This window comes from Pediococcus ethanolidurans (assembly GCF_001437405.1).
In the GTDB taxonomy this organism is placed as follows: domain Bacteria; phylum Bacillota; class Bacilli; order Lactobacillales; family Lactobacillaceae; genus Pediococcus; species Pediococcus ethanolidurans.
In genome coordinates, this window is sequence record NZ_JQBY01000009.1 from 65,650 (window position 1) to 86,590 (window position 20,941).

Here is a 20,941-nt window from a genome sequence, read left to right on the forward strand (position 1 = left end):
AATCTACGTAACATTATTTACATTACTTGTATTTTACAGCTTTGTCTGCAAGGAAAGCAAAAAAAGAATTTAGTTCGCGTTAAGAACTAAACTCCTTATTTCAATTACTAAAATGATAAATTTATTTTTTCTGTTTTTCAAATTCTCTTTCACTCACTGCTTTTTGTGGTAAAACTAAATTTAAAATAATTCCTAGGACCGTTGCAACGGCCAATCCAGAAAACTGATACTGTCCAAGTTGTAGATAAGCATTTCCAATTCCAATAACTAAAATGGCAGAGGCAATCATAAGATTTCGTTTAATGTTGAAATCTACTTTTTCATCAATCAAAACTCTCAATCCATTAGATGCAATCGTGCCAAACAGAAGAAAACTGATTCCACCGATGACAGGTGAAGGAATACTTTGAATTAATGCACTTAGTTTACCAATAAAACTAAAGATAATTGCGAAAACACCGGCACCAGCCAAAACATAAACACTGTGAACTTTTGTAATTGCCAAAACACCAATATTTTCACCGTAGCTTGTTACTGGAGGTCCACCAACCAGACCCGCAATAATGGATGCCGTCCCATCACCTGCTAAAGTATGATTTAATCCTGGATCCTCAAAGAAATTACGTTTAGTTAATTTGTTTAAAACCATAATATGACCAGTATGTTCAGTCATGGTTACAAAGGCAATTGGAGCTAAGCTTAAAACGGCTCCCCAGTAAAAATGAAAATGATAAGTTAAAAATGGCACTTGAAACTTAGGAAGTGAGAACCAGGAAGCAGCCATAACTCCGCTAAAATTAACAATTCCAAACAAAACCGCAACAAGATAGCCAACTACAATACCTAAGAGAATCGGAATTAGGCTAATAAAGCCCTTCAGATACATATTAAAACCAATCGTAACGAGCAACGTAATCAGCGCTACAGCAAAATATCGCCAGTCGTAAGTCGTTGAACCAGAAGCAAGGGTTCGCATTGTCGCATCAGTGGCTGCGGTTCCTGCTAAGGACAACCCAATAACCATTACAATCGGGCCAACTACAATTGGAGGCAAAATTTTATTGATCCACTCAGAACCAACAAAACTCACAATCAAAGCAACAATTAAGTAAACCAAGCCAACTGCAACAGTTCCTTGGGCAATTCCCGGATAGCCGGTTGTCTTCATTAAGGCAACCATCGGAACAATGAAAGAAAAACTGGAGCCCATATATGCAGGGATTTTTCCTTGGGTAATAAGTATGTATATTAGGGTTCCAACACCAGAACTAAAAAGCGCAATTCCGGGATTCAAGCCAACTAAGATAGGCACAAGAACCGTTGAACCAAACATGGCAAACATATGCTGAATCGACAAGCCAATCCAGTGTCCTAATGTTGGACGATCATGAATATCTAAAACAACATCGTCATTGTGAAAATTATTTGTTTTCGCCATCTAAAATCCTCCTAATATATTAAAAACCCCTTCGAGTCGAGTGGCTCAAAGGGGTTCAGAATAATAGTTAGACTTTATTTATTCTAGACTACCTTTGAAGTCTCACAGGACATCTTTAAAGGTTTCATTAACGTTAAGATACACTTAATATGTTTAAACGTCAACCAAATTCACACTAAAAATTTTTTGAATCAAAAAAACGAACGACCTGGATTTAACCTGTCATTCGTTTATTACTATCTGGTTTTAATTTTGTCGTCAGCATTTACATCAGTATCCTTTAACTGACTTCTTGTTTTCTGATTGACATGCTGTTTTAAATATTTTATCAGATCTGATTCACGTTTGAAAATTCGTGGATGCTGTTGCTTATGCAAACGCAGATCAATTTCGTTAATTTTAATTCGTCCCGTCCAAGTATGAGAATATTTAATAATCAAACGATTATTTAGATCTTCTTTCCCAAACTTAAAAACATAAACACTCTCAGGAGTCATTAAAGGTCTGATATAACGTTTTTCATATTTATATTTATTGGAGTTCATGAACTGTTTCGTTCGCTTTAAAATAAATAACACCCCCAAAAAATTTGCTTAAAGCATCTCGATTTCGTTTCTAGTTAATCATTATATTAAGCTATTCCCTGAAAAAAGTAAACTAATTTGACCAACTTATTTGCTACCCGTTGAAAATAATGAGAGGCAACCATTCAATAAATATTTAAAACAATTCGATTAATTATTTCTCATTTTGTTCGGTATCAGTCTTTAAAACAGCCATGAACGCCTCTTGCGGAATTTCAACTGTTCCAACTGCTTTCATTCGTTTCTTTCCTCGTTTTTGCTTATCCAAAAGCTTTGCTCGTCGATCAGGATCTCCGGTATGAATTTTTGAAGTTACATCTTTTCGATAGGCTTTAATATTGGTTCGAGAAATAATTTTAACCCCAATTGCAGCTTGAATTGGTATTTCAAAGTTTTGCCGTGGAATAATCTTCTTTAAGCGACTTGTAATTTCAATGGCTCGTTGTTGGGCAAAATCCCGATGTGCAATAAAACTTAAGGCATCAACTTTTTTACTGTTTAAAAGAATATCAATTTTCACTAAGTCACTTGGTCGATAATCTTCCAATTCATAATCTAGTGATGCGTAGCCATGTGTACTAGATTTCAATTTGTCAAAGAAATCAAAAATGATCTCCGACAAAGGTAAATAATAGACAACATTTACGCGATACGTGTCCAAATAATCCATTGTATCAAACACACCTCGTCGATGTTGGCATAATTCCATGACAGCACCTACGTAGTCATTAGGAACCATGATAGAAGCTTTAACGAACGGTTCTTTAACATCTTTAATAGTGGCCGAATCTGGCATTTCAGAAGGATTTTCAACAACCATTTCACTTCCATCAGTTAAATCCACATGATACGTTACGGAAGGTGCGGTTGTAATTAAGTCCAAATTAAACTCTCGTTCCAATCGTTCCTGAACCACATCCATGTGCAAGAGGCCCAAGAAACCACATCTAAATCCAAATCCTAAGGCTTGCGAAGATTCTGGCTCAAACTCTAGAGCGGCATCATTTAATTGCAGTTTCTCAAGGGCTTCCCTTAAATCATTAAATTTTGCATTATCGGTTGGGTATAAACCAGCATATACCATTGGGTTCATTTCTCGGTAACCATGCAAAGCTTCTTTAGCAGGTTGTTTAACATCAGTAACCGTATCACCAACACGAGTATCTTTAATGTCTTTGATACTTGCCGTTAAATAGCCAACATCCCCAGCCATTAAATAATCACGTTTAATTGGCTTAGGTGAATTGACGCCCACTTCATTGACTTCGTATTCACTACCACTATTCATTAAACGGATGTGATCACCTGGTTTAACCATCCCCTCAAACAGACGGATGCTTAAGACAACTCCACGGTAATCATCGTATTTTGAATCAAAAATTAAAGCTTTCAAAGGCGCTTTTAAGTCACCTTCAGGAGCTGGAACCTTAGCAACAATTTGTTCCAAAAGTTCTGCAATACCAATTCCCTTTTTGGCACTAGCAAGGACCGCATCAGATGCATCTAAACCAATTACATCTTCAATTTCAGTGCGGACTCGTTCAGGATCAGCAGAAGGTAAGTCAATTTTATTTATTACTGGCACAATCTCTAAATCGTCGTCCAAGGCTAAATAAACGTTCGCCAATGTTTGTGCTTCCACACCTTGCGCTGCATCAACAACGAGAATTGCCCCTTCACAAGCCGCCAAACTACGTGAAACCTCGTAGGAAAAATCAACATGTCCGGGTGTATCGATTAAATGAAAAATATATGTTTCACCATTTTTTGCCTTATAATGCAATTCTACGGCATTTAATTTGATTGTAATTCCACGTTCACGTTCTAGGTCCATTGAATCAAGCAGTTGATCTTGCATATCACGTTTGGCAACTGTATCGGTTAACTCTAAGATTCTGTCTGCCAGAGTGGATTTCCCATGATCAATATGGGCAACAATTGAGAAATTTCGAATATGTTGCTGACGATCTTTTAAATCTTTGTATTCAGGCATTTTAAATCTCACTTTCATGTAACTTCATTCATCCTATTATAGCAACGTTTGAGGCCAATCTCAATTATTTCATTTGCATACTAATTTACAAAAATAAAAAACACGTCATTAAATGTTTGAAGATTTCAACATGAAAAACAAGCTGCTTGTTGAAAGTCCACCATTTAATTCGTGTTTAATACACATCATTTAAATTTATCAAAAAAACCGTTCTTACCAGTACCTGAAACTTTTTCGCCACCTGCTTTAGCAAATGCCTTCATGGCTTCTCTTTGCGCGGTATTCATATTCTTCGGTGTTTCAACAATTACTGTAACTTGTTGATCACCCGTTCCATTTCCTCTTAAGCGAGGTGCACCTTTTCCACGTAACCGGAATGTAGTTCCCGTTTGGGTGCCAGCTGGTACTTTCATTTTAACGTCACCGTGAACTGTTTTAACTTGAATTTCATCACCTAATGCCGCTTGTACAAAACTAATATGTTGATCTAAATAAATTTCAGCACCATCACGTTTAAAGACCTTGCTTGGGGCAACCCGGAAGATAATAAACAAATCTCCATATCCGCCGCGATTAGTTCCGGCTTCACCTTGACCTTGAAGTCGCATTTGTTGTCCATCTTCAACACCAGCAGGAACCGTTACTTTGACTTCATGACGTTCATTGACATGGCCGGTACCTTGACAAGTTGGGCACTTCTCTTTGATTTCTTTACCAGTACCATGACAAACATCACAAACTTGTTGTGAAACCATGCGGCCAAGTGGTGTATTCTGAGTAACCTGAATATAACCTGCCCCATGACATTTGGCACACGTAACAGGTGAAGTTCCAGGTTTTGCTCCAGAACCATCACAGGTCTTACAAAGTGCTTCACGATTGTATTTAATGGTCGTCTTCTTACCAAATACGCCCTCTTCAAAAGTAAGATCCATTTGGTATTGAAGATCTTCACCTTGTTGCGGTTGATTAGGCTGCGCACTGCGAGTTCGACCGCCACCGCCAAAGAATTGACTAAAGATGTCGTCAAAACCGCCATTACCACCACCAAAACCACCAAAATCGGCAGAATTAAAGCCACCGTTACCGCCACCAAAACCGGCATTAGCATCAGCAGAACCATATTGATCATAACGTGCACGTTTTTGATCATCACTTAAAACTTCATAAGCTTCATTTACATCTTTAAATTTTTGCTCCGCACCAGGAGCTTTATTTAAATCTGGATGGTACTTTTTTGATAACTTACGATATGCCTTTTTAATTTCATCGGCAGATGCATCTTTGGATACTCCTAGGATTTCATAGTAATCTTTATTCTCCGCCATTATGAACCTCCATTTTTATCGATAAACTTAGAATATCATAGACTAAATGTAATAAAAAGCCAAAGTCCATATGACTTTGACTTTTTATTAACAATCAAGTAATTATATTACTTCTTTTTGTCTTTGTCAGGATCTACTTCTTCAAAGTCACCATCAACAGTTCCTTTGTCATCTTTGTTATCAGATGAAGTTGAACCATCCTTTTGATCACCCTTAGCTTTTTCCTGTTGTTGTGCTTGTTGATATAGTTTTACCGAAAGGTCCTGAACAATCTTATTCAAGTCATCCTTCTTGGTCTTCATATCTTCAATATTGTTATCTTTTTGAGCTTTCTTCAAAGCATCTTCGGCGTCTTTAGCCTTTTGAATTTCTTCTTTAGATACTTTGCCATCCATCTCTTTCAAAGTCTTATCAGTTGTAAAGATTAATTGTTCGACTTCGTTCTTAAGATCGACTTCTTCTTTACGTTTTTCATCAGCAGCCTCGTTTTCCTTGGCTTCTTTCATCATACGATCAATTTCTTCATCAGAAAGACCCGATGAACTCTTGATGGTAATCTTCTGATTCTTGCCAGTACCCTTATCGGTAGCTGAAACATTTACGATACCATTTTTATCAATATCAAATTTTACTTCGATTTGAGGTACACCACGTGGTGCCGGTGGAATATCCGTTAATTGGAATCTTCCAAGTGTTTTGTCATCAGCAGCCATTGGACGTTCACCTTGTAAAACATGAATGTCTACAGCTGGTTGACTGTCTGCAGCCGTTGAGAATACTTGTGATTTACTAGTTGGAATTGTGGTATTACGATCAATCAACTTAGTAAATACACCACCCATAGTTTCAATACCTAATGAAAGAGGTGTGACATCAAGTAAGACAACATCCTTTACATCACCTGTTAAAACACCGCCTTGTACAGCAGCACCTAAAGCAACCGCTTCATCTGGGTTGATTGAGTGATTTGGTTCCTTACCTGTCCAATTTTTAACTGCTTCTTGAACGGCTGGAATTCGGGTTGAACCACCATTAAGGATAATTTCATCTAAATCACTTGCAGAAAGATTAGCATCACGTAAAGCGTTGTCTACAGGAGTCTTAGTACGCGCAACTAGGTCAGAAGTCATTTGATCAAATTGTGCACGAGTCAAAGTCTTTTCCAAATGTAAAGGACCATTTGCTCCGGCAGAAATAAATGGCAAACTAATTTGAGCTTCGCTAACACCAGAAAGATCCTTCTTTGCTTTTTCAGCAGCATCCTTCAAACGTTGTAAAGCCATCTTGTCTTTAGAAAGGTCAACGCCATTTTCTTTCTTAAAGTCATCAACTAACCAGTCAATGATCTTTTGATCAAAGTCATCACCACCAAGGTGTGTATCACCATTAGTAGAAAGTACTTGGAAAACACCATCCCCTAATTCAAGGATCGAAACATCAAAAGTACCACCACCAAGGTCATAAACCAAGACTTTTTCATCTTTATCCTGTTTATCAAGACCGTATGCTAAAGCTGATGCAGTTGGTTCATTAATAATTCGTTCAACATCCAAACCAGCAATTTTACCAGCATCTTTTGTTGCTTGACGTTGAGAGTCATCAAAGTAAGCAGGTACTGTGATAACTGCCTTTTCCACAGTATCGCCAAGATAATCTTCAGCATAGTGTTTCAAATATTCCAAGATCATCGCTGAAATTTCTTGTGGTGTATATGATTTACCACCAGCACTAACCGTATAATCTTTTTCACCAATGTGACGTTTGATAGAAACGATCGTATCTGGATTTGTAATTGCCTGTCGTTTGGCAACTTCACCAACCTGTGTTTCGCCATTTTTAAATGAAACCACTGAAGGTGTTGTTCGACTACCTTCTGGATTTGTAATAATCTTTGGTTTGTCGCCTTCAAGGACCGCAACCGCAGAGTTTGTTGTTCCTAAATCAATACCAATAATTTTATTACTTGCCATTTTAAATTAATCCCTCTTTTTATTTTTATTGTGATACAGCAACCATTGCTGGGCGTAAAACCCGATCTTTTAGCATGTATCCTTTTTGCAAGACACTCACAACCTGATCGGCCTTTTCACCATCTTTGACAGCAACTGTCTGAACCGCCTGATGAATGTGCGGATCAAACGGTTTGCCAACTGCTTCAATCTCAGTCACATGATTATCTTTTAAAGCCTTGCTCATATGATCAAAAACCATTTGAATACCTTTTTTAAGTTGTTTACCATTTTCATCAGTTACTTCAATTGCCAAAGCGCGTTCAAGATTATCAATAACCGGTAAAATATCTTTTGCCAAATTTTGACCATCGTACTTTACCAAATTAGCTTGTTCTTTTTCATTACGTTTTTGAATATTCGCAATCTCAGCCTTAGCTCGAATATATTGATCAGTAATAGCATCAACCTTGTCATTTAAATCAGTAACTTGTGCTCTTAATGTTTCAACTTCTGCAGAGAACTTCAAATGTTTCTTTAATTTCTTTTCGACTTTTGCTGTTGTTGCATGTTTATCTTTAGCTTTTTTGGGTTGCATCTCAGTTGTTTGATCAACTGCTTTAGCTTTTTTATCTTCTGACACTGTCTTCACACCTCTCAACTATCATCAATATCGTGGTAATAATCTATCAAGCGTCTTGCTAATTCAGTTCGAAAGGCACCAACTAATCCAATCATTTTTGAATAAGGCATACTTGTCGGACCTAATATTGCAATAACACCCTTGCCGTGTTGATCAACATCATAAGTTGCTGTGATCAAACTATAGTTTTTTAAAAGATTATTAGTAATTTCATTACCAATTTGAACCTGAATATTTTGATCAGGAGATCCTAAAACATTTGCGAGATCGGTTGAACGATTCATCAAACTATACAATGAACGAATTGATCCTAAATCATGCTGTTTGGAAAAATCCAATAAATTTAAGCGACCACCAACGAAAAATCGTTCGGTTGCCGATTTTTTCAAAACATCCTCAAAAATATCCAAGAATCCTTCTGGCGTTTCGATATATTTACCGATTTGAATCGGAATATCTGTTGCTAATCTTTGGAAAACCTCTGATAACTTTAAACCAACTAATTCGTCATTAATGACTCGAATAACAGACTCTAAAGCCTCTGGATCGACATTTGTTGGCACTTTAAAAGTTTTATTTTGCACATCTCCATTATCAGTCACCAGAATTGCCATAACCCGATGATTTCCAAGAGGTACTAATCGAAAGCCTTCAAGTTTGGCATCTTTCAGTTCTGGCTTCACAGTAAAAGCAGTGTAGCTAGTTAACTTTGAAAGCATATCTGCCGATTCAGCAACAATATCATCAATTTCTTGAAACTGATGATTGAACGATGAACGAATTTGCCGTAAATCACTCGACTGAACTTTATCAGGTTTTAGTAAATGATCAACATAATAACGATAACCTTGAATTGACGGAATTCGACCGGATGAAGAATGCGTCTTCTTCAATAGCCCCATCTCTTCCAACGTTGCCATCTCATTACGAATTGTCGCAGAACTCACATGAATTGGTAATTGGCTAACTAGTGCCTTTGAACCCACAGGTTGACCATCACTCGTATAGATTTGAACAATTGCTTTTAAAATCAGCAATTCTCTATCTGTCAGCAAAACCATCACCTCTTTTAGCACTTAGCACATTGGAGTGCTAAGACACTATTAAAGATAACAAATGTAGATTCAAATGTCAACATTAGTCAAACATTTTTTGACATTAATCAAATTATTTTTAAATCAATGTGTTGAAAAGCTTATTAATTCAACGTTTCTATTCATTAGCCAGTTACTCGGACTAGTTAACTTTCTTAAAATTTTGGTATGCAATTGGTATGAACTACCTATTTTGTTAAAATAATAAGACTTTACTCATTTGACAGTTACCGCTAGTTACGCTTTTTATTTAAATTCGCAAAATATTTCCGAATATTTTTTTCATCCATTTTCAATTGTTCAACTAATTCTGCGGCATTGGCAAATTTTATTTCTCCACGAACATAGTGATACCATTTCACGGAAACCTGTTCACCATAAATTTCTTGATCAAAATCAAAAATATTTATTTCTAAGGTAATTGGTCGATTTTCTCCAAATGTCACATTTCGGCCAACAGATGCCATTGCGGGCCACCATTTAGTGCCTACTTTAAGTTGTACAGCATAAATACCAATTCCCGGTATTCTCACCCATGGATCGGATAAAACGTTGGCCGTAGGAAAGCCTAGGGTTCGTCCACGTGCTTCACCATGAACTACTAATCCACTAGTTTGATAAACATAGCCCAAAAACTTATTAGCATGATCTACATTACTTTTTTCCAAATCATTACGGATCCGCGTAGAACTTACCTTTTGACCATCAAGCAGAAATTCATCCACTGTAATTATGTCAAAACGATTTTTCGAATAACTTGGTAAATGAGCCATATCAGCAATTTCACGTGGCCCATAAGTATAATCAAATCCCGCTACAATTACCTTAGCATGAAGTGCAACCATATATTTATCAACAAATTCCTGTGGTTTCAAATGTGCCAAAGCTGAGGTAAAACTGACCACATATAAGATATCAACCCCAAAATCTTCCATCAGTTCTGCTTTGCGTTTTACAGAAGATAAATAATGCAGGCCATTTAACCCCGGTTTAGGGAATACAACGGATGGATGATGATCAAATGTCATTGCTGCCAAAGGCATTTTACGTTTAGTTGCCTCTGCTCGTGCTTCTTTTATTACCGCTTGATGACCAAGATGAACACCACCAAAAAATCCCATTGCTAAAACAACCTCTGTTTGGGGAATCTGTTGAGTCTTATATGGATGATGTAAATAAATAATTCTCATAAAATTCTCCTATTCTAATTCACTAATAACATTGTCAATGGCCGATAAGCTACGCGTTGTTCATCATATTGATATAAGGCCTGTACTCGATTTTTAAAAGTTAGTACCAGTACAGGTGCCGCATTTTTTGGTTGCTTAAAGTTACTGCGTTGCAGAATCGCCCCATTTTGAACACGGCGATTTAAATCCTCATCCAGAGAAAAATGAGGATACATTTTTAATGCGTAATCTAGTGGATACATCAATGTGTCAACAATTTCGTGTTTAACTGCTAGTTCCAGTTGAGCGAAAGTAACTGTTTCAGACAGCTTAAATCCACCACTTTCAACCCTAGTTAATTTTGACATTACTGCAGGAATGCCTAAGTTCTTCCCAACATCAACCGCGAGCGTGCGTACATAAGTTCCTTTACTACATTGCACCTCAAAATTGACCATTTGAGTTCCGTCAGTTGAATTGAAAATGGATTTTCCCTGACGTTTAAACGCTTGAACAGTTATTTTGCGTTCAGGTCGCTTAACATCAATTCCTTGACGGGCATACTCATATAGTTTTTTTCCGTTAACTTTGATGGCCGAGTAAATCGGTGGAATTTGAATAATTTCACCAGTTAGTTCTGACATGGCCTGATCAATCTGATCGTCAGTGAGAGGTTCTTTGAGAAACTTTTTTTTAACCACTTCACCATCCAAATCTTCCGTCGTCGTGGAAAAACCAAAAGTTATCGAGCCCGTATAAACTTTTCCTGAGGTCATTAAATAATTTACAACTTTAGTCGCCTTACCAACACAAATCGGTAAAACACCGTCCACATTGGGATCTAGAGTACCACTATGACCAATCTTCTTTTGATGTAAAATACCACGCATTTTGGCAACGCAATCGAAACTTGTCATTCCACGTGGTTTATACAAAGGAATTATACCGTCCATTTAAAACAACCTCCACTTTTTCTGCTTTAAATTATAGCATAGGATCGCGATATTCATTGAATTTTGATATTAAAAAAGAATGGCCGTTAAATTCCAGACCATTCTTTTGCGTATTTATTAAATAGCATATTATTCTTTTGAATTGAGCTTATTAATTAATTGATCAATTCGATCACCATATTGAACTGAAGCATCCCGTTCAAAAATCAGCTCAGGTGTTTTATAGATTGAAAGGCGTGAACCTAACTCACTACGAATAAGTCCCTTTGCTTTTTGCAATCCAGTTGCAACTCTTTCACCATCGGAAGCCTTATCTGACAGAATACTATAGTAAACAGTTGCCTGTTGTAAGTCTCCCGTCACATTAACACCGGTAATTGTAATGCCTTGCACACGTGGATCACGAACTCGTTTACGAATAATATCACTAATTTCTTTTTCAATTTCCTGACCAAGACGATCAGCTCGATATAATCTTGCCATTTGGATCCTCCTATTCTACAGGAACCTCTTTCATGATATAAGCCTCAATGACATCGTCAACCTTGATATCATTGTAGCCATCAATTGTAAGACCTAATTCATATCCTTGTTTAACCTGTTTAACGTCATCTTTGAAGCGCTTCAAACTAGCCAATTTACCTTCATAAATGACCACACTATCACGAATCAAACGAACGCCACTATCCTTTTGGATGTAGCCTTCAGTTACATAGCCACCAACAACGGTCCCAACATGTGAAACTTTGTAGATCTGTCGAACTTCGACTTGACCTGTAATTTCCTCTTTATATGTTGGTTCAAGCATCCCTTTCATAGCAGATTCAACTTCATCGATAGCGTTATAAATAACTCGATGTAAACGAATATCTACATTTGATGAGTCAGCTAATTGTTTGGCCTGATTTGTAGGGCGAACGTTAAAACCAATAATAATCGCATTGCTTGCTTCTGCTAACGCAACATCACTTTCATTGATAGCACCAACAGCCGTATGGATGATGTTAACCCGAACACCTTTAACATCAATTTTCTTAAGACTGCCAGATAAAGCTTCAACTGATCCTTGAACATCAGCTTTAATAATCAAATCAACCTCTTTCATCTCTCCTTCTTTAAGAGAATCGAATAAGTTGTCTAGTGTTACATGATTATTTGCTCGACGTTCTTCCATCAAGGCTTCCTTAGCACGTTCCTCACCAGCAGCACGAGCCGATTTTTCATCATCAAAGATAACAAACCGATCACCAGCTTCAGGAACATCATTCAAACCAGTAATTTCAACCGGTGTCGATGGTGTGGCCTCTTTTACACGCCGGCCTAACTCATTTGTCATTGTTCGAACACGACCAAACGTACTACCAACTACAATTGGATCACCAACACGCATAGTGCCTTGTTGAACTAAGACTGTTGCGATTGAACCCTTACCTGGATCAAGACTTGCTTCAATTACGGAGCCAGCACCATTTTGATCTGGATTTGCCTTCAACTCCATAACTTCTGCTTGAAGTAAAATCATGTCTAATAATTCGTCCAAATTCTTGCCAAATTTAGCTGAGATTTCAACGAAGATGGTGTCACCACCCCAATCTTCTGAAACTAACCCATATTCGGTTAATTGTTCCATAACATGTTTGGGATTGGCACCCGGTTTATCAATCTTGTTAACCGCTACAATAATTGGCACATTAGCGGCCTTAGCATGGTTAATAGCTTCAATTGTTTGTGGCATCACACCATCATCAGCAGCAACAACTAAAATTGTAATATCAGTAATATCAGCACCACGAGCCCGCATCTCTGTAAATGCCGCATGTCCTGGTGTATCCAAGAAAGTAATCAATTTGCCATCATGCTTTAACTGATAAGCTCCGATTGCTTGAGTAATTCCTCCAGCTTCACCTGCCGTAATATGACTGTGGCGTAGCTTATCTAGCAAGGTCGTTTTACCATGATCAACGTGTCCCATAATTGTAACAACTGGAGGACGACTTTCAAGATGATCGGTATTTTTAGCTTCTTCTTCAAACATCTTATCAATGTCAGAAACATTTACTTCCTGTTTTTCCTCAGCCTTAATGCCATAGTCAGCTGCCAAAATTTCGATAGTATCCTTATCCAAAGTTTGGTTTTGATTAACCATCACGCCCAACATAAATAATTTTTTGATAATTTCTGCTGGTTCTCGATGAATCTTTTTAGCAATTTCAGCTACATTAGTCCCATCATTATATTCAAAGACTTCTGGTAATGGCTTACTCTTTCTAGTTGGTGCTGGTTTATTACTTATTTGACGCAAACGCCCATTTTTCTTGCTTTTTTTGTTATACCGGTTTCGGTTGTTGTAACGGTTGTTATTGCGACCAAAACTTGAATTACGGTTTCCCTGTGAATTATTTCGACGACCATCTCTCGAAGTAGACGAATTTTGCGTGCTATTATTTTGTCGACTAGTCGTGTTGGTATTTGTTCGATTAGAACTAGTTGAACGATTACCACCATTTGACGAATTGTTTTGTGATGTTCGTGACTTTTGAGAATTGTGGTTTTGAGCATTATTCTGTGCAGATCTTGTGTTATTTCGAGTTTGGTTCTGAGTCGAATGATTTTGATTTCGACTTGTTGAAGTATTCTGACCAGATCGTTGTGATCGATTAGAATTTGAATTCGTCTGTCCAGTCGTATGTGTCTGAGCAGTTGGTTTATGGTTATTATTTACAGGTTTAGTACCCTGAGTTTTTTGTGTTGTTTGAGTTGATTTACGCTGCACACTAGTCTCCTGTTTTTTACCAGCTGTACGTTCAACAACTGTTTTACCAGTTTTAGCAGAACGGTATAATGTTGGCTTCTTCTTTGGTGTTTCAGATTTTTGGTTATTTTTAGTAGCGAATGATTGGCGAATTTGGCGTTCTTCATTCTCTCCAAGGGTAGACATGTGGTTTTTAACATCAAACCCAGACTCTTTAGCCTTAGCAATTATGTCCTTACTGGACACATTAATTTCCTTAGCTAATTCATATATGCGTTTTTTCCCCATATCTTCACGCTCCTTCTTCAATATTTAATTTCAATAAGGCTTTAGCAAATCCTTGATCCTCAATAGCTACAGCAGATCTTGATTGTCCAATTGCTTGACTAAGCATTTCACGATTCATAAAGGCTAATAAAGGGACTTGATAAGTTGTACATTTATCAGAAATTTTTTTCCGTGTAGCAGCACCCAAATCAGTGCTGATAACGATCAATTTAGCTTTTTGGCTTCGAATTGATTGTAACACTTGTTGTTCCCCAGAAATCAATTTTCCTGCTCTTCGTGCCAACCCAAGTAAATTGGAAAAACGATCGTTATCATTCATCCTTGAACAATTCCTTCCGAGCTTGCTGATGGTCAACATAAGCAATCAACTCATCATAAAACTCATCGGCAACTTTAATTTTAAATGTCTTATCAAAAGTTCTTTCATCTTTTGCTTTTTTAGCAATTTTAACATCTAATCCGATATAAGCCCCACGACCAGGTTTTTTACCGGTTGGATCAAGTGAAACTTCATTTTCTTTATTTTTAACAACTCGAACTAGTTCTCTTTTTGGAAACATTTCACCCGTCACAATATCTTTACGTAACGGAATTTTTCTTTTTTTCATCGTTATCGAGCCTCCTAGTCAAATGTTATTCGTTGTCGTCTGTTTCTGAATCTGAATCTGTGGTGTCTTCTTCATTTGGTTGTTCAACTAAATCTTTTGCATCTGTTTCTGATTTAATATCAATCTTGTAGCCAGTTAATTTTGCTGCTAAGCGTGCATTTTGACCACGTTTACCAATTGCTAATGAAAGCTGATAATCCGGAACGATAACCATGCAAGTTCGTTCGTTTTCTTCGTCAAACAAAACATCAACAACTTCAGCAGGATTTAAAGCATTAGAAATATATTTTGCAGGATCATCTTCCCACTCAACAATATCCATATTTTCACCATTTAGTTCATTAACAATTGTTTGAACACGTTGCCCTCTAGGTCCTACACAGGTTCCCACTGCATCAATATCTGGATCATTTGAACGAACAGCTACTTTAGCTCGATCACCAGCTTCTCGTGCAACTGAAACAATTTCAACCGTACCATCAAAAATCTCAGGTACTTCCTGTTCAAACAAACGTTTTAACAAGTCTGGTGTACTTCGACTAACAAATACTTGTGCACCTTTACCACTATTTTCAACCTTAGTCACATAAACCTTGATATGATCATGTGGTTCATATCTTTCAGTTGGAATCTGGTCTTGTTTTGACATGACAGCTTCAACACCGCCAAGATCTACATAGACAAAACGATTATCGCGACGGGCAACTTCTCCAGTCACAATTTCGTTTTCATATTCACTATATTTGTTATAAATAATTTCTCGTTCTGCTTCGCGTACCCGTTGTAAAATGACCTGTTTTGCAGTTTGTGCAGCAATTCGCCCAAAGTTTTTTGGTGTTACCTCAAACTTAATATGATCGCCTAATTCATAAGCTTTATTGATATTCAAAGCATCACTAAGGCTTACTTGTTGTTGATCATCTAAAACCTCTTCAACAACTTCTTTAACCGCATAAACATGAATGTCGCCTTTTTTATCATCAAACTCAACATCCACATTTTGCGCTTGACCGTAGTTTCGTTTATAAGCTGAAACCAGTGCGGCCTCCAGGGCATCAATAACAACTTCCTTTTTAATCCCCTTCTCCTCTTCTAAAGTGTTGAGGGCATTGATCATTTCTTTACTCATTTTAAATTCTCCTTTTAAAATTTGATTGCGAAGCGCGCAAATCCAATCTGTTTAAGTTCAAATTGTTTACTTATTTTTCTTGTTTTTTCCATGTAAGTCAGTTGTATTGTTTTTTTTGAATATTCGTCCAGTGTACCCTCAAAGACTTTATGACCATCAATTGGTGCATACAAGGATATGTGAATGTATTGTCCCACAGCTCGTTGCCAGTCATTAGAAGTTTTTATTGGTCGTTCGGCGCCGGGAGATGAAACTTCAAGAAAATATGCCTGAGGAAATGGATCTGGTTCCAAACTATCCAGCTTTTCACTAATTTGGTCGCTCACCTCAGCGCAATCTTCAATTGTAATCCCACCTGGTTTGTCAATATAAACACGAAGGTACCAACTCTTGCCTTCTTTTACGAATTCGATATCCACCAAATCAAACTGGTGAGATTCAATAAGCGGTTCTACTTCCTTTTGTACTGTTTCTACAACACTCGCCAAACTTAAACCTCCAATAAAATTCAAATATTTTCAAGAAAAAGAGTGAGCATTTTCTGCTCACTCACTTGCCACAATTAGATTCATGATTAGTATAACATATACCTTAATACTGTACAAATTAACTACATGTCAAACAATGATAACTGGTTTTCATCAGGTAATTCTGATAAAACACCATTTTCTGTCATAAAATCAATTAAAGTCTTGGATACTTTTCCACGTTTAGAAAGATCTTCTTTGGACAAGAAAGGTTTATCCTCTCGTGCAGCCACAATTTGCTTAGCCACATTTAAACCTAACCCTGGTACGGCATTAAACGGCGCTAACAAAGCATTGCCATCAATTAGCCACTGAGAAGCGTCAGATTTGTTAACATCTACCATTTTGAATGTATATCCGCGTTCAATCATTTCATTTGCTAATTCCAAAACAGTCAAAAGATTCTTTTCTTTGGTAGATGCATCCATACCTTTATCATTAATTTCTTTCATCGCATTTTTAACAGCGTCTTTTCCGTGTGACATGGCTACTAAATCAAAATCATCAGCCCGAACACTAAAGTAGGCACTGTAATATAAAATTGGAAAGTAAACTTTAAAATAAGCAATCCGTAACGCCATTAAAACATAAGCGGATGCATGTGCTCGCGGAAACATATACTTAATCTTGCCACAAGAATCAATATACCAGTCAGGTACATTTGATTTCTTCATTTTCTCTTCATCACCATCAGGAATTCCACGCCCATGACGAACACTCTCCATAATCTGGAAGGAGGTCTGTGAATCCATTCCGTAATGAATCAAATCGGTCATGATATTATCACGACACCCAATCACATCTTTCAGAGTTGCCGTTCCTGCCTTGATCAACTCCTCGGCATTGCCTAACCACACGTCAGTTCCATGAGAGAGTCCCGAAATTTGTAACAATTCAGCATAGGTTGTTGGATGTGTTTCTTCCAACATTCCTCGAACAAAACGAGTACCGAATTCAGGAACGCCAAAAGTACCTGTTTTGGACTGAATTTGTTCTGGCGTAACGCCTAAAATTTCTGGACCAGAAAATAATTTCATGACCCCCGGATCATCGGTTGGAATAGTTTTAGGATCGATTCCTGATAAATCTTGTAAAGCACGAATCATAGTTGGATCATCATGACCCAAAATATCCATTTTTAAAATATTGTCATGAATGGAATGAAAATCAAAATGAGTTGTTTCCCAAGCTGCTGTCTGGTCATCAGCTGGATATTGAATTGGTGTGAAATCATAAATATCCATATAGTCTGGCACAATTAAAATTCCGGCAGGATGTTGTCCAGTGGTTCGTTTAACACCAGTGGCACCCTTCGCCAAACGATCAATTTCTGCATTACGAAAAGACTTACCAGAATCTCTTTCGTACGCCTTAACATACCCATAAGCAGTTTTGTCCGCCACAGTACCGATAGTTCCCGCACGGAAAACATTTTTCTTACCGAACAAAACCTGCATATAGTTATGGGCAATTGGCTGATAATCTCCCGAAAAGTTCAAATCAATATCTGGAACCTTATCTCCCTTAAATCCCAGAAATGTTTCGAAGGGAATATCTTGTCCATCGCCGATGAGTGGTGTTCCACATTTCGGACAGTTTTTATCAGGTAAATCAAAACCAGAACCATATTCACCCTTTGTGAAAAACTCAGTATACTGACAATTTGGACACCGATAATGTGGAGCTAATGGATTAACTTCTGTAATTCCAGACATCGTTGCCACCAAACTAGAACCAACAGACCCTCGTGAACCAACTAAATAACCATCCTTATTACTTTTGTGTACAAGTCGTTGTGCAATCAAATAAATCACAGAGAATCCATTACCAATGATACTTTTCAGTTCTTTATCCAAACGTTCTTTTACAATTTGTGGTAACGGATCGCCATAAAGTTCATGGGCTTTATCCATTGTCAGTTGTTCGATTCTATTCTCGGCTCCGGGCATTTTCGGTGTATATAATTTATCTTTGACTGGTTTTATTTCAGCAACTTGAGCAACAATTTTAGCAGGATTAGTTACAACAATTTCTTCTGCTTTCTTCTTACCTAAAAAGTCAAATTCTTCAAGCATTTCATCGGTTGTTCGAAAATGAACATCTGGTAATACAGACCGATTCAGTGGATTAGCACCACCCTGAGAATTAATTAAAATCTTTCGATAAATATAATCTTCAGGATTTAAATAATGAACATCACCAGTGGCAACAACTGGTTTTTTAAGTTCTTCACCAAGAGACACAATGTTTGATAGAATTTCTTCTAAATGCCGATTATCCTGAATCAGTCCCTGCTCAATTTCAGGTTGATAAACTGGTTTGGCCATGACTTCTAAATAATCGTAAAATTTGGCCTTTTGTTTGGCCTCTTCCTTACCCTTTTGCATCATTGCCGTGAAAACTTCACCACTACTGCAGGCCGATCCTACAATAAGACCATCCCTTAGTCGCGATAATTCTGATTTAGGGATTCTTGGAACCCGATAATAATACTTTACATTTGATAAGGATACTAGTCGAAACAAATTTTTTAGACCTGCCTGAGTTGTCGCAAGTAGCACAGCATGTGAAGGACGGGCATGTTTATAGGCACCATTCTCTGTCATATGATCATTCAACTGACTATGATATTTGATGTGATAGCGGTCTTCGGCGTCTTTTAAAAATAAATGACAAAGGTGCCCTGTTGACTCAGCATCATAAATGGCACGATGATGATGTTCCAAACTAACACCAAACTTTTTTGCCAAAGTGTTTAGTCGATAGCTTTTAAGTGTTGGGTACAAAAAGCGGGCCAAGGTCAGCGTATCAATAATTGGATTTGTTACGGGTGGCATATTGTAGCGAGCATAACCGGTATTCATGAATCCAATATCAAACGTAACGTTGTGACCAACAATTATTGCGTCTCCATAGAATTCTCTAAACAGACTAAAAACTTCTTGTTCAGATTTTGAACCTCGCACCATTTCATTTGTAATACTTGTCAGGTTGGTTGTTAACTCAGATAACGGAAATCCAGGATCAATAAATTCTTCAAATTGGTCAATTACATTACCATCCTGCATTTTAACAGCCGATAGTTCAATCACTTTATCATAAATGGCTGATAAACCCGTTGTTTCTACATCAAACACAACATAGGTTGTCCCTTTTAACGGAATCTTCTTATCATTGTAACCAATGGGAACCCCATCATCTACCAGGTTAGCCTCAACGCCGTATAAAATTTTGACACCATTTTTCTTACCTGCCGCATAAGCTTCCGGGAAGGCTTGTAATCCAGCATGATCTGTAACAGCTATTGCTTTTTGGCCCCATTTAGCGGCTTGTTTCACATAATTAGTAATATTGTCCGTGGCATCCATTTGACTCATATTAGTGTGTAAATGAAGTTCCACGCGTTTCTTACCTTCTGGAGCCTTATCTTGACGACTAGCATGACTAACTTCCATTACATCATAAGCATTAAGTGTTAGGTCACGCATGAAGGTATCCTCTTGAACAGTTCCACGCACTTTTACCCAAAGGCCCTTTTGAATGGCAGAAAATAGTTGTTCTTCGCCTTCATTTTTTGAAAATTTCTTAACCGTAATTGATGATGTATAATCCGTAATTTTAAAGATTAAAAGTTGTCGTTTCGAACGCAGGGTTCGTACTTCAGCATCGAAGATATAGCCTTCAACAACAACTGAACGTTCTTCTTGAGTAATGTCCTCTAAACGAGTAACGGGTTCATCCGGATTAATCTGTTTACCAATTCTTACTGGTCCGCCATCAGGGACACCACTTGCTTGTTTTTTCTGGCGTTTCTCATCTTGCTTAAGAATTGCCTGAGATGCCTTTTGAGCTAATTCTGCATCACTTTTTGCTTTTTTTGCCTTGAGTTCCTCAATCATGTTTTGCGAATCAGACTCATCCACAATTGTATGAATCGAGAAGGCAGGAAATCCATACTGCTGATAAGTACTTTCAATTGGGCCAAGCGCTGTAGTTGTTAAGAAATTTTGAACAACTTCATTTTGAGCCGCAAATAAAACTCGACCATCATTCAAACTGGGCAAATTATGTCCACATAATTCTTGAGTGAGTGGAGATGAAATATGACTATTTTTCACGATCCATTCCCAATAATTATCAATTAAATGAATATTCAGTTCAGGGCTTTCAGTTGTGATATTAAATACAACTGTCGCAATCGACTTAAAGGCAATTTGGAGATGATTATTAAATTGTTGAAAAACTGTAAATGGTAAACAATTCTGAAATTGGAAAGAGAATTCCCATACCTTTGATTTTTGATGAACAATGACTTTTTTTATTTCAGCATTTTCAAAACTTGATTCGTCTTGATTTGGATAATCAATTTGTTCGAGAAGTTTTTTAAACTGTTCATTAGAATTTAAACTCAAAACACAATTCCTTCCCCTTTAAAAATTAATATTCATGAAGATAACGACAAATTGATATGAAAACAAAATCACCA

16 protein-coding genes are annotated in these 20,941 nt (G+C 37.3%); all 16 read right to left on the reverse strand.

What is annotated here, in order from left to right:
* Window positions 1-121: 121 nt before the first annotated feature.
* The 16 genes from IV87_RS05205 to IV87_RS05280 all read right to left on the reverse strand — a co-directional run bounded on the left by IV87_RS05205 (window position 122) and on the right by IV87_RS05280 (window position 20,867).
* Window positions 122-1,438, reverse strand: coding sequence for a uracil-xanthine permease family protein (locus IV87_RS05205; protein ID WP_057806129.1), 1,317 nt, complete (start codon window positions 1,436-1,438; stop codon window positions 122-124).
* Window positions 1,439-1,674: 236 nt separating this feature from the next.
* Complete coding sequence (locus IV87_RS05210; protein WP_177159939.1) at window positions 1,675-2,007, reverse strand: hypothetical protein; 333 nt, start codon at window positions 2,005-2,007, stop codon at window positions 1,675-1,677.
* 169 nt (window positions 2,008-2,176) lie between these two features.
* Complete coding sequence (gene lepA, locus IV87_RS05215) at window positions 2,177-4,015, reverse strand: translation elongation factor 4 (protein ID WP_057806173.1); 1,839 nt, start codon at window positions 4,013-4,015, stop codon at window positions 2,177-2,179.
* Window positions 4,016-4,200: 185 nt separating this feature from the next.
* A complete protein-coding gene (gene dnaJ / locus IV87_RS05220; protein ID WP_057806136.1) occupies window positions 4,201-5,343 on the reverse strand; it encodes a molecular chaperone DnaJ in 1,143 nt (380 codons plus the stop codon).
* A 107-nt stretch (window positions 5,344-5,450) separates the two neighbouring features.
* On the reverse strand, window positions 5,451-7,313 hold the full coding sequence (gene dnaK, locus IV87_RS05225) for a molecular chaperone DnaK (protein WP_057806138.1): 1,863 nt from the start codon (window positions 7,311-7,313) through the stop codon (window positions 5,451-5,453).
* 25 nt (window positions 7,314-7,338) lie between these two features.
* A complete protein-coding gene (gene grpE, locus IV87_RS05230; RefSeq protein WP_057806140.1) occupies window positions 7,339-7,935 on the reverse strand; it encodes a nucleotide exchange factor GrpE in 597 nt (198 codons plus the stop codon).
* 14 nt (window positions 7,936-7,949) lie between these two features.
* Window positions 7,950-8,996 carry a heat-inducible transcriptional repressor HrcA gene (hrcA, locus tag IV87_RS05235; protein WP_057806142.1) on the reverse strand — a complete coding sequence of 349 codons (1,047 nt, stop codon included), beginning with the start codon at window positions 8,994-8,996 and terminating at the stop codon, window positions 7,950-7,952.
* 266 nt (window positions 8,997-9,262) lie between these two features.
* Complete coding sequence (ribF, locus tag IV87_RS05240; RefSeq protein ID WP_057806143.1) at window positions 9,263-10,219, reverse strand: riboflavin biosynthesis protein RibF; 957 nt, start codon at window positions 10,217-10,219, stop codon at window positions 9,263-9,265.
* A gap of 14 nt (window positions 10,220-10,233) precedes the next feature.
* Complete coding sequence (truB, locus tag IV87_RS05245) at window positions 10,234-11,151, reverse strand: tRNA pseudouridine(55) synthase TruB (RefSeq protein ID WP_057806144.1); 918 nt, start codon at window positions 11,149-11,151, stop codon at window positions 10,234-10,236.
* A 129-nt stretch (window positions 11,152-11,280) separates the two neighbouring features.
* Window positions 11,281-11,634 (reverse strand): 30S ribosome-binding factor RbfA, encoded by a 354-nt coding sequence (gene rbfA, locus IV87_RS05250; protein WP_057806146.1) that lies wholly within the window; start codon window positions 11,632-11,634, stop codon window positions 11,281-11,283.
* A 10-nt stretch (window positions 11,635-11,644) separates the two neighbouring features.
* Window positions 11,645-14,191 (reverse strand): translation initiation factor IF-2, encoded by a 2,547-nt coding sequence (gene infB / locus IV87_RS05255; RefSeq protein WP_057806147.1) that lies wholly within the window; start codon window positions 14,189-14,191, stop codon window positions 11,645-11,647.
* 4 nt (window positions 14,192-14,195) lie between these two features.
* Entirely contained in the window at window positions 14,196-14,510 is a 315-nt protein-coding gene (locus IV87_RS05260) for a L7Ae/L30e/S12e/Gadd45 family ribosomal protein (protein WP_057806149.1), read from the reverse strand.
* The gene (rnpM, locus tag IV87_RS05265; RefSeq protein ID WP_057806150.1) at window positions 14,503-14,799 is read right to left on the reverse strand and encodes an RNase P modulator RnpM; all 297 of its coding nucleotides are present in this window, start codon (window positions 14,797-14,799) and stop codon (window positions 14,503-14,505) included. The genes IV87_RS05260 and rnpM overlap by 8 nt, the downstream gene beginning before the upstream one ends.
* Window positions 14,800-14,824: 25 nt before the next feature.
* Window positions 14,825-15,928 carry a transcription termination factor NusA gene (gene nusA, locus IV87_RS05270; protein WP_057806151.1) on the reverse strand — a complete coding sequence of 368 codons (1,104 nt, stop codon included), beginning with the start codon at window positions 15,926-15,928 and terminating at the stop codon, window positions 14,825-14,827.
* A gap of 14 nt (window positions 15,929-15,942) precedes the next feature.
* Window positions 15,943-16,416 carry a ribosome maturation factor RimP gene (gene rimP / locus IV87_RS05275; protein ID WP_057806153.1) on the reverse strand — a complete coding sequence of 158 codons (474 nt, stop codon included), beginning with the start codon at window positions 16,414-16,416 and terminating at the stop codon, window positions 15,943-15,945.
* Window positions 16,417-16,538: 122 nt separating this feature from the next.
* On the reverse strand, window positions 16,539-20,867 hold the full coding sequence (locus IV87_RS05280) for a PolC-type DNA polymerase III (RefSeq protein WP_057806155.1): 4,329 nt from the start codon (window positions 20,865-20,867) through the stop codon (window positions 16,539-16,541).
* Window positions 20,868-20,941: the final 74 nt, after the last annotated feature.

What these genes read in the sequence shown, in the direction of transcription:
- rnpM (WP_057806150.1), bottom strand. Translation starts at nt 14,799, where the DNA reads ATGAAAAAAAGAAAAATTCCGTTACGTAAAGATATTGTGACGGGTGAA.
- hrcA (WP_057806142.1), bottom strand. Translation starts at nt 8,996, where the DNA reads ATGGTTTTGCTGACAGATAGAGAATTGCTGATTTTAAAAGCAATTGTT.
- dnaJ (WP_057806136.1), bottom strand. Translation starts at nt 5,343, where the DNA reads ATGGCGGAGAATAAAGATTACTATGAAATCCTAGGAGTATCCAAAGAT.
- dnaK (WP_057806138.1), bottom strand. Translation starts at nt 7,313, where the DNA reads ATGGCAAGTAATAAAATTATTGGTATTGATTTAGGAACAACAAACTCT.
- infB (WP_057806147.1), bottom strand. Translation starts at nt 14,191, where the DNA reads ATGGGGAAAAAACGCATATATGAATTAGCTAAGGAAATTAATGTGTCC.
- IV87_RS05205 (WP_057806129.1), bottom strand. Translation starts at nt 1,438, where the DNA reads ATGGCGAAAACAAATAATTTTCACAATGACGATGTTGTTTTAGATATT.
- ribF (WP_057806143.1), bottom strand. Translation starts at nt 10,219, where the DNA reads ATGAGAATTATTTATTTACATCATCCATATAAGACTCAACAGATTCCC.
- lepA (WP_057806173.1), bottom strand. Translation starts at nt 4,015, where the DNA reads ATGCCTGAATACAAAGATTTAAAAGATCGTCAGCAACATATTCGAAAT.
- IV87_RS05260 (WP_057806149.1), bottom strand. Translation starts at nt 14,510, where the DNA reads ATGAATGATAACGATCGTTTTTCCAATTTACTTGGGTTGGCACGAAGA.
- nusA (WP_057806151.1), bottom strand. Translation starts at nt 15,928, where the DNA reads ATGAGTAAAGAAATGATCAATGCCCTCAACACTTTAGAAGAGGAGAAG.
- rbfA (WP_057806146.1), bottom strand. Translation starts at nt 11,634, where the DNA reads ATGGCAAGATTATATCGAGCTGATCGTCTTGGTCAGGAAATTGAAAAA.
- truB (WP_057806144.1), bottom strand. Translation starts at nt 11,151, where the DNA reads ATGGACGGTATAATTCCTTTGTATAAACCACGTGGAATGACAAGTTTC.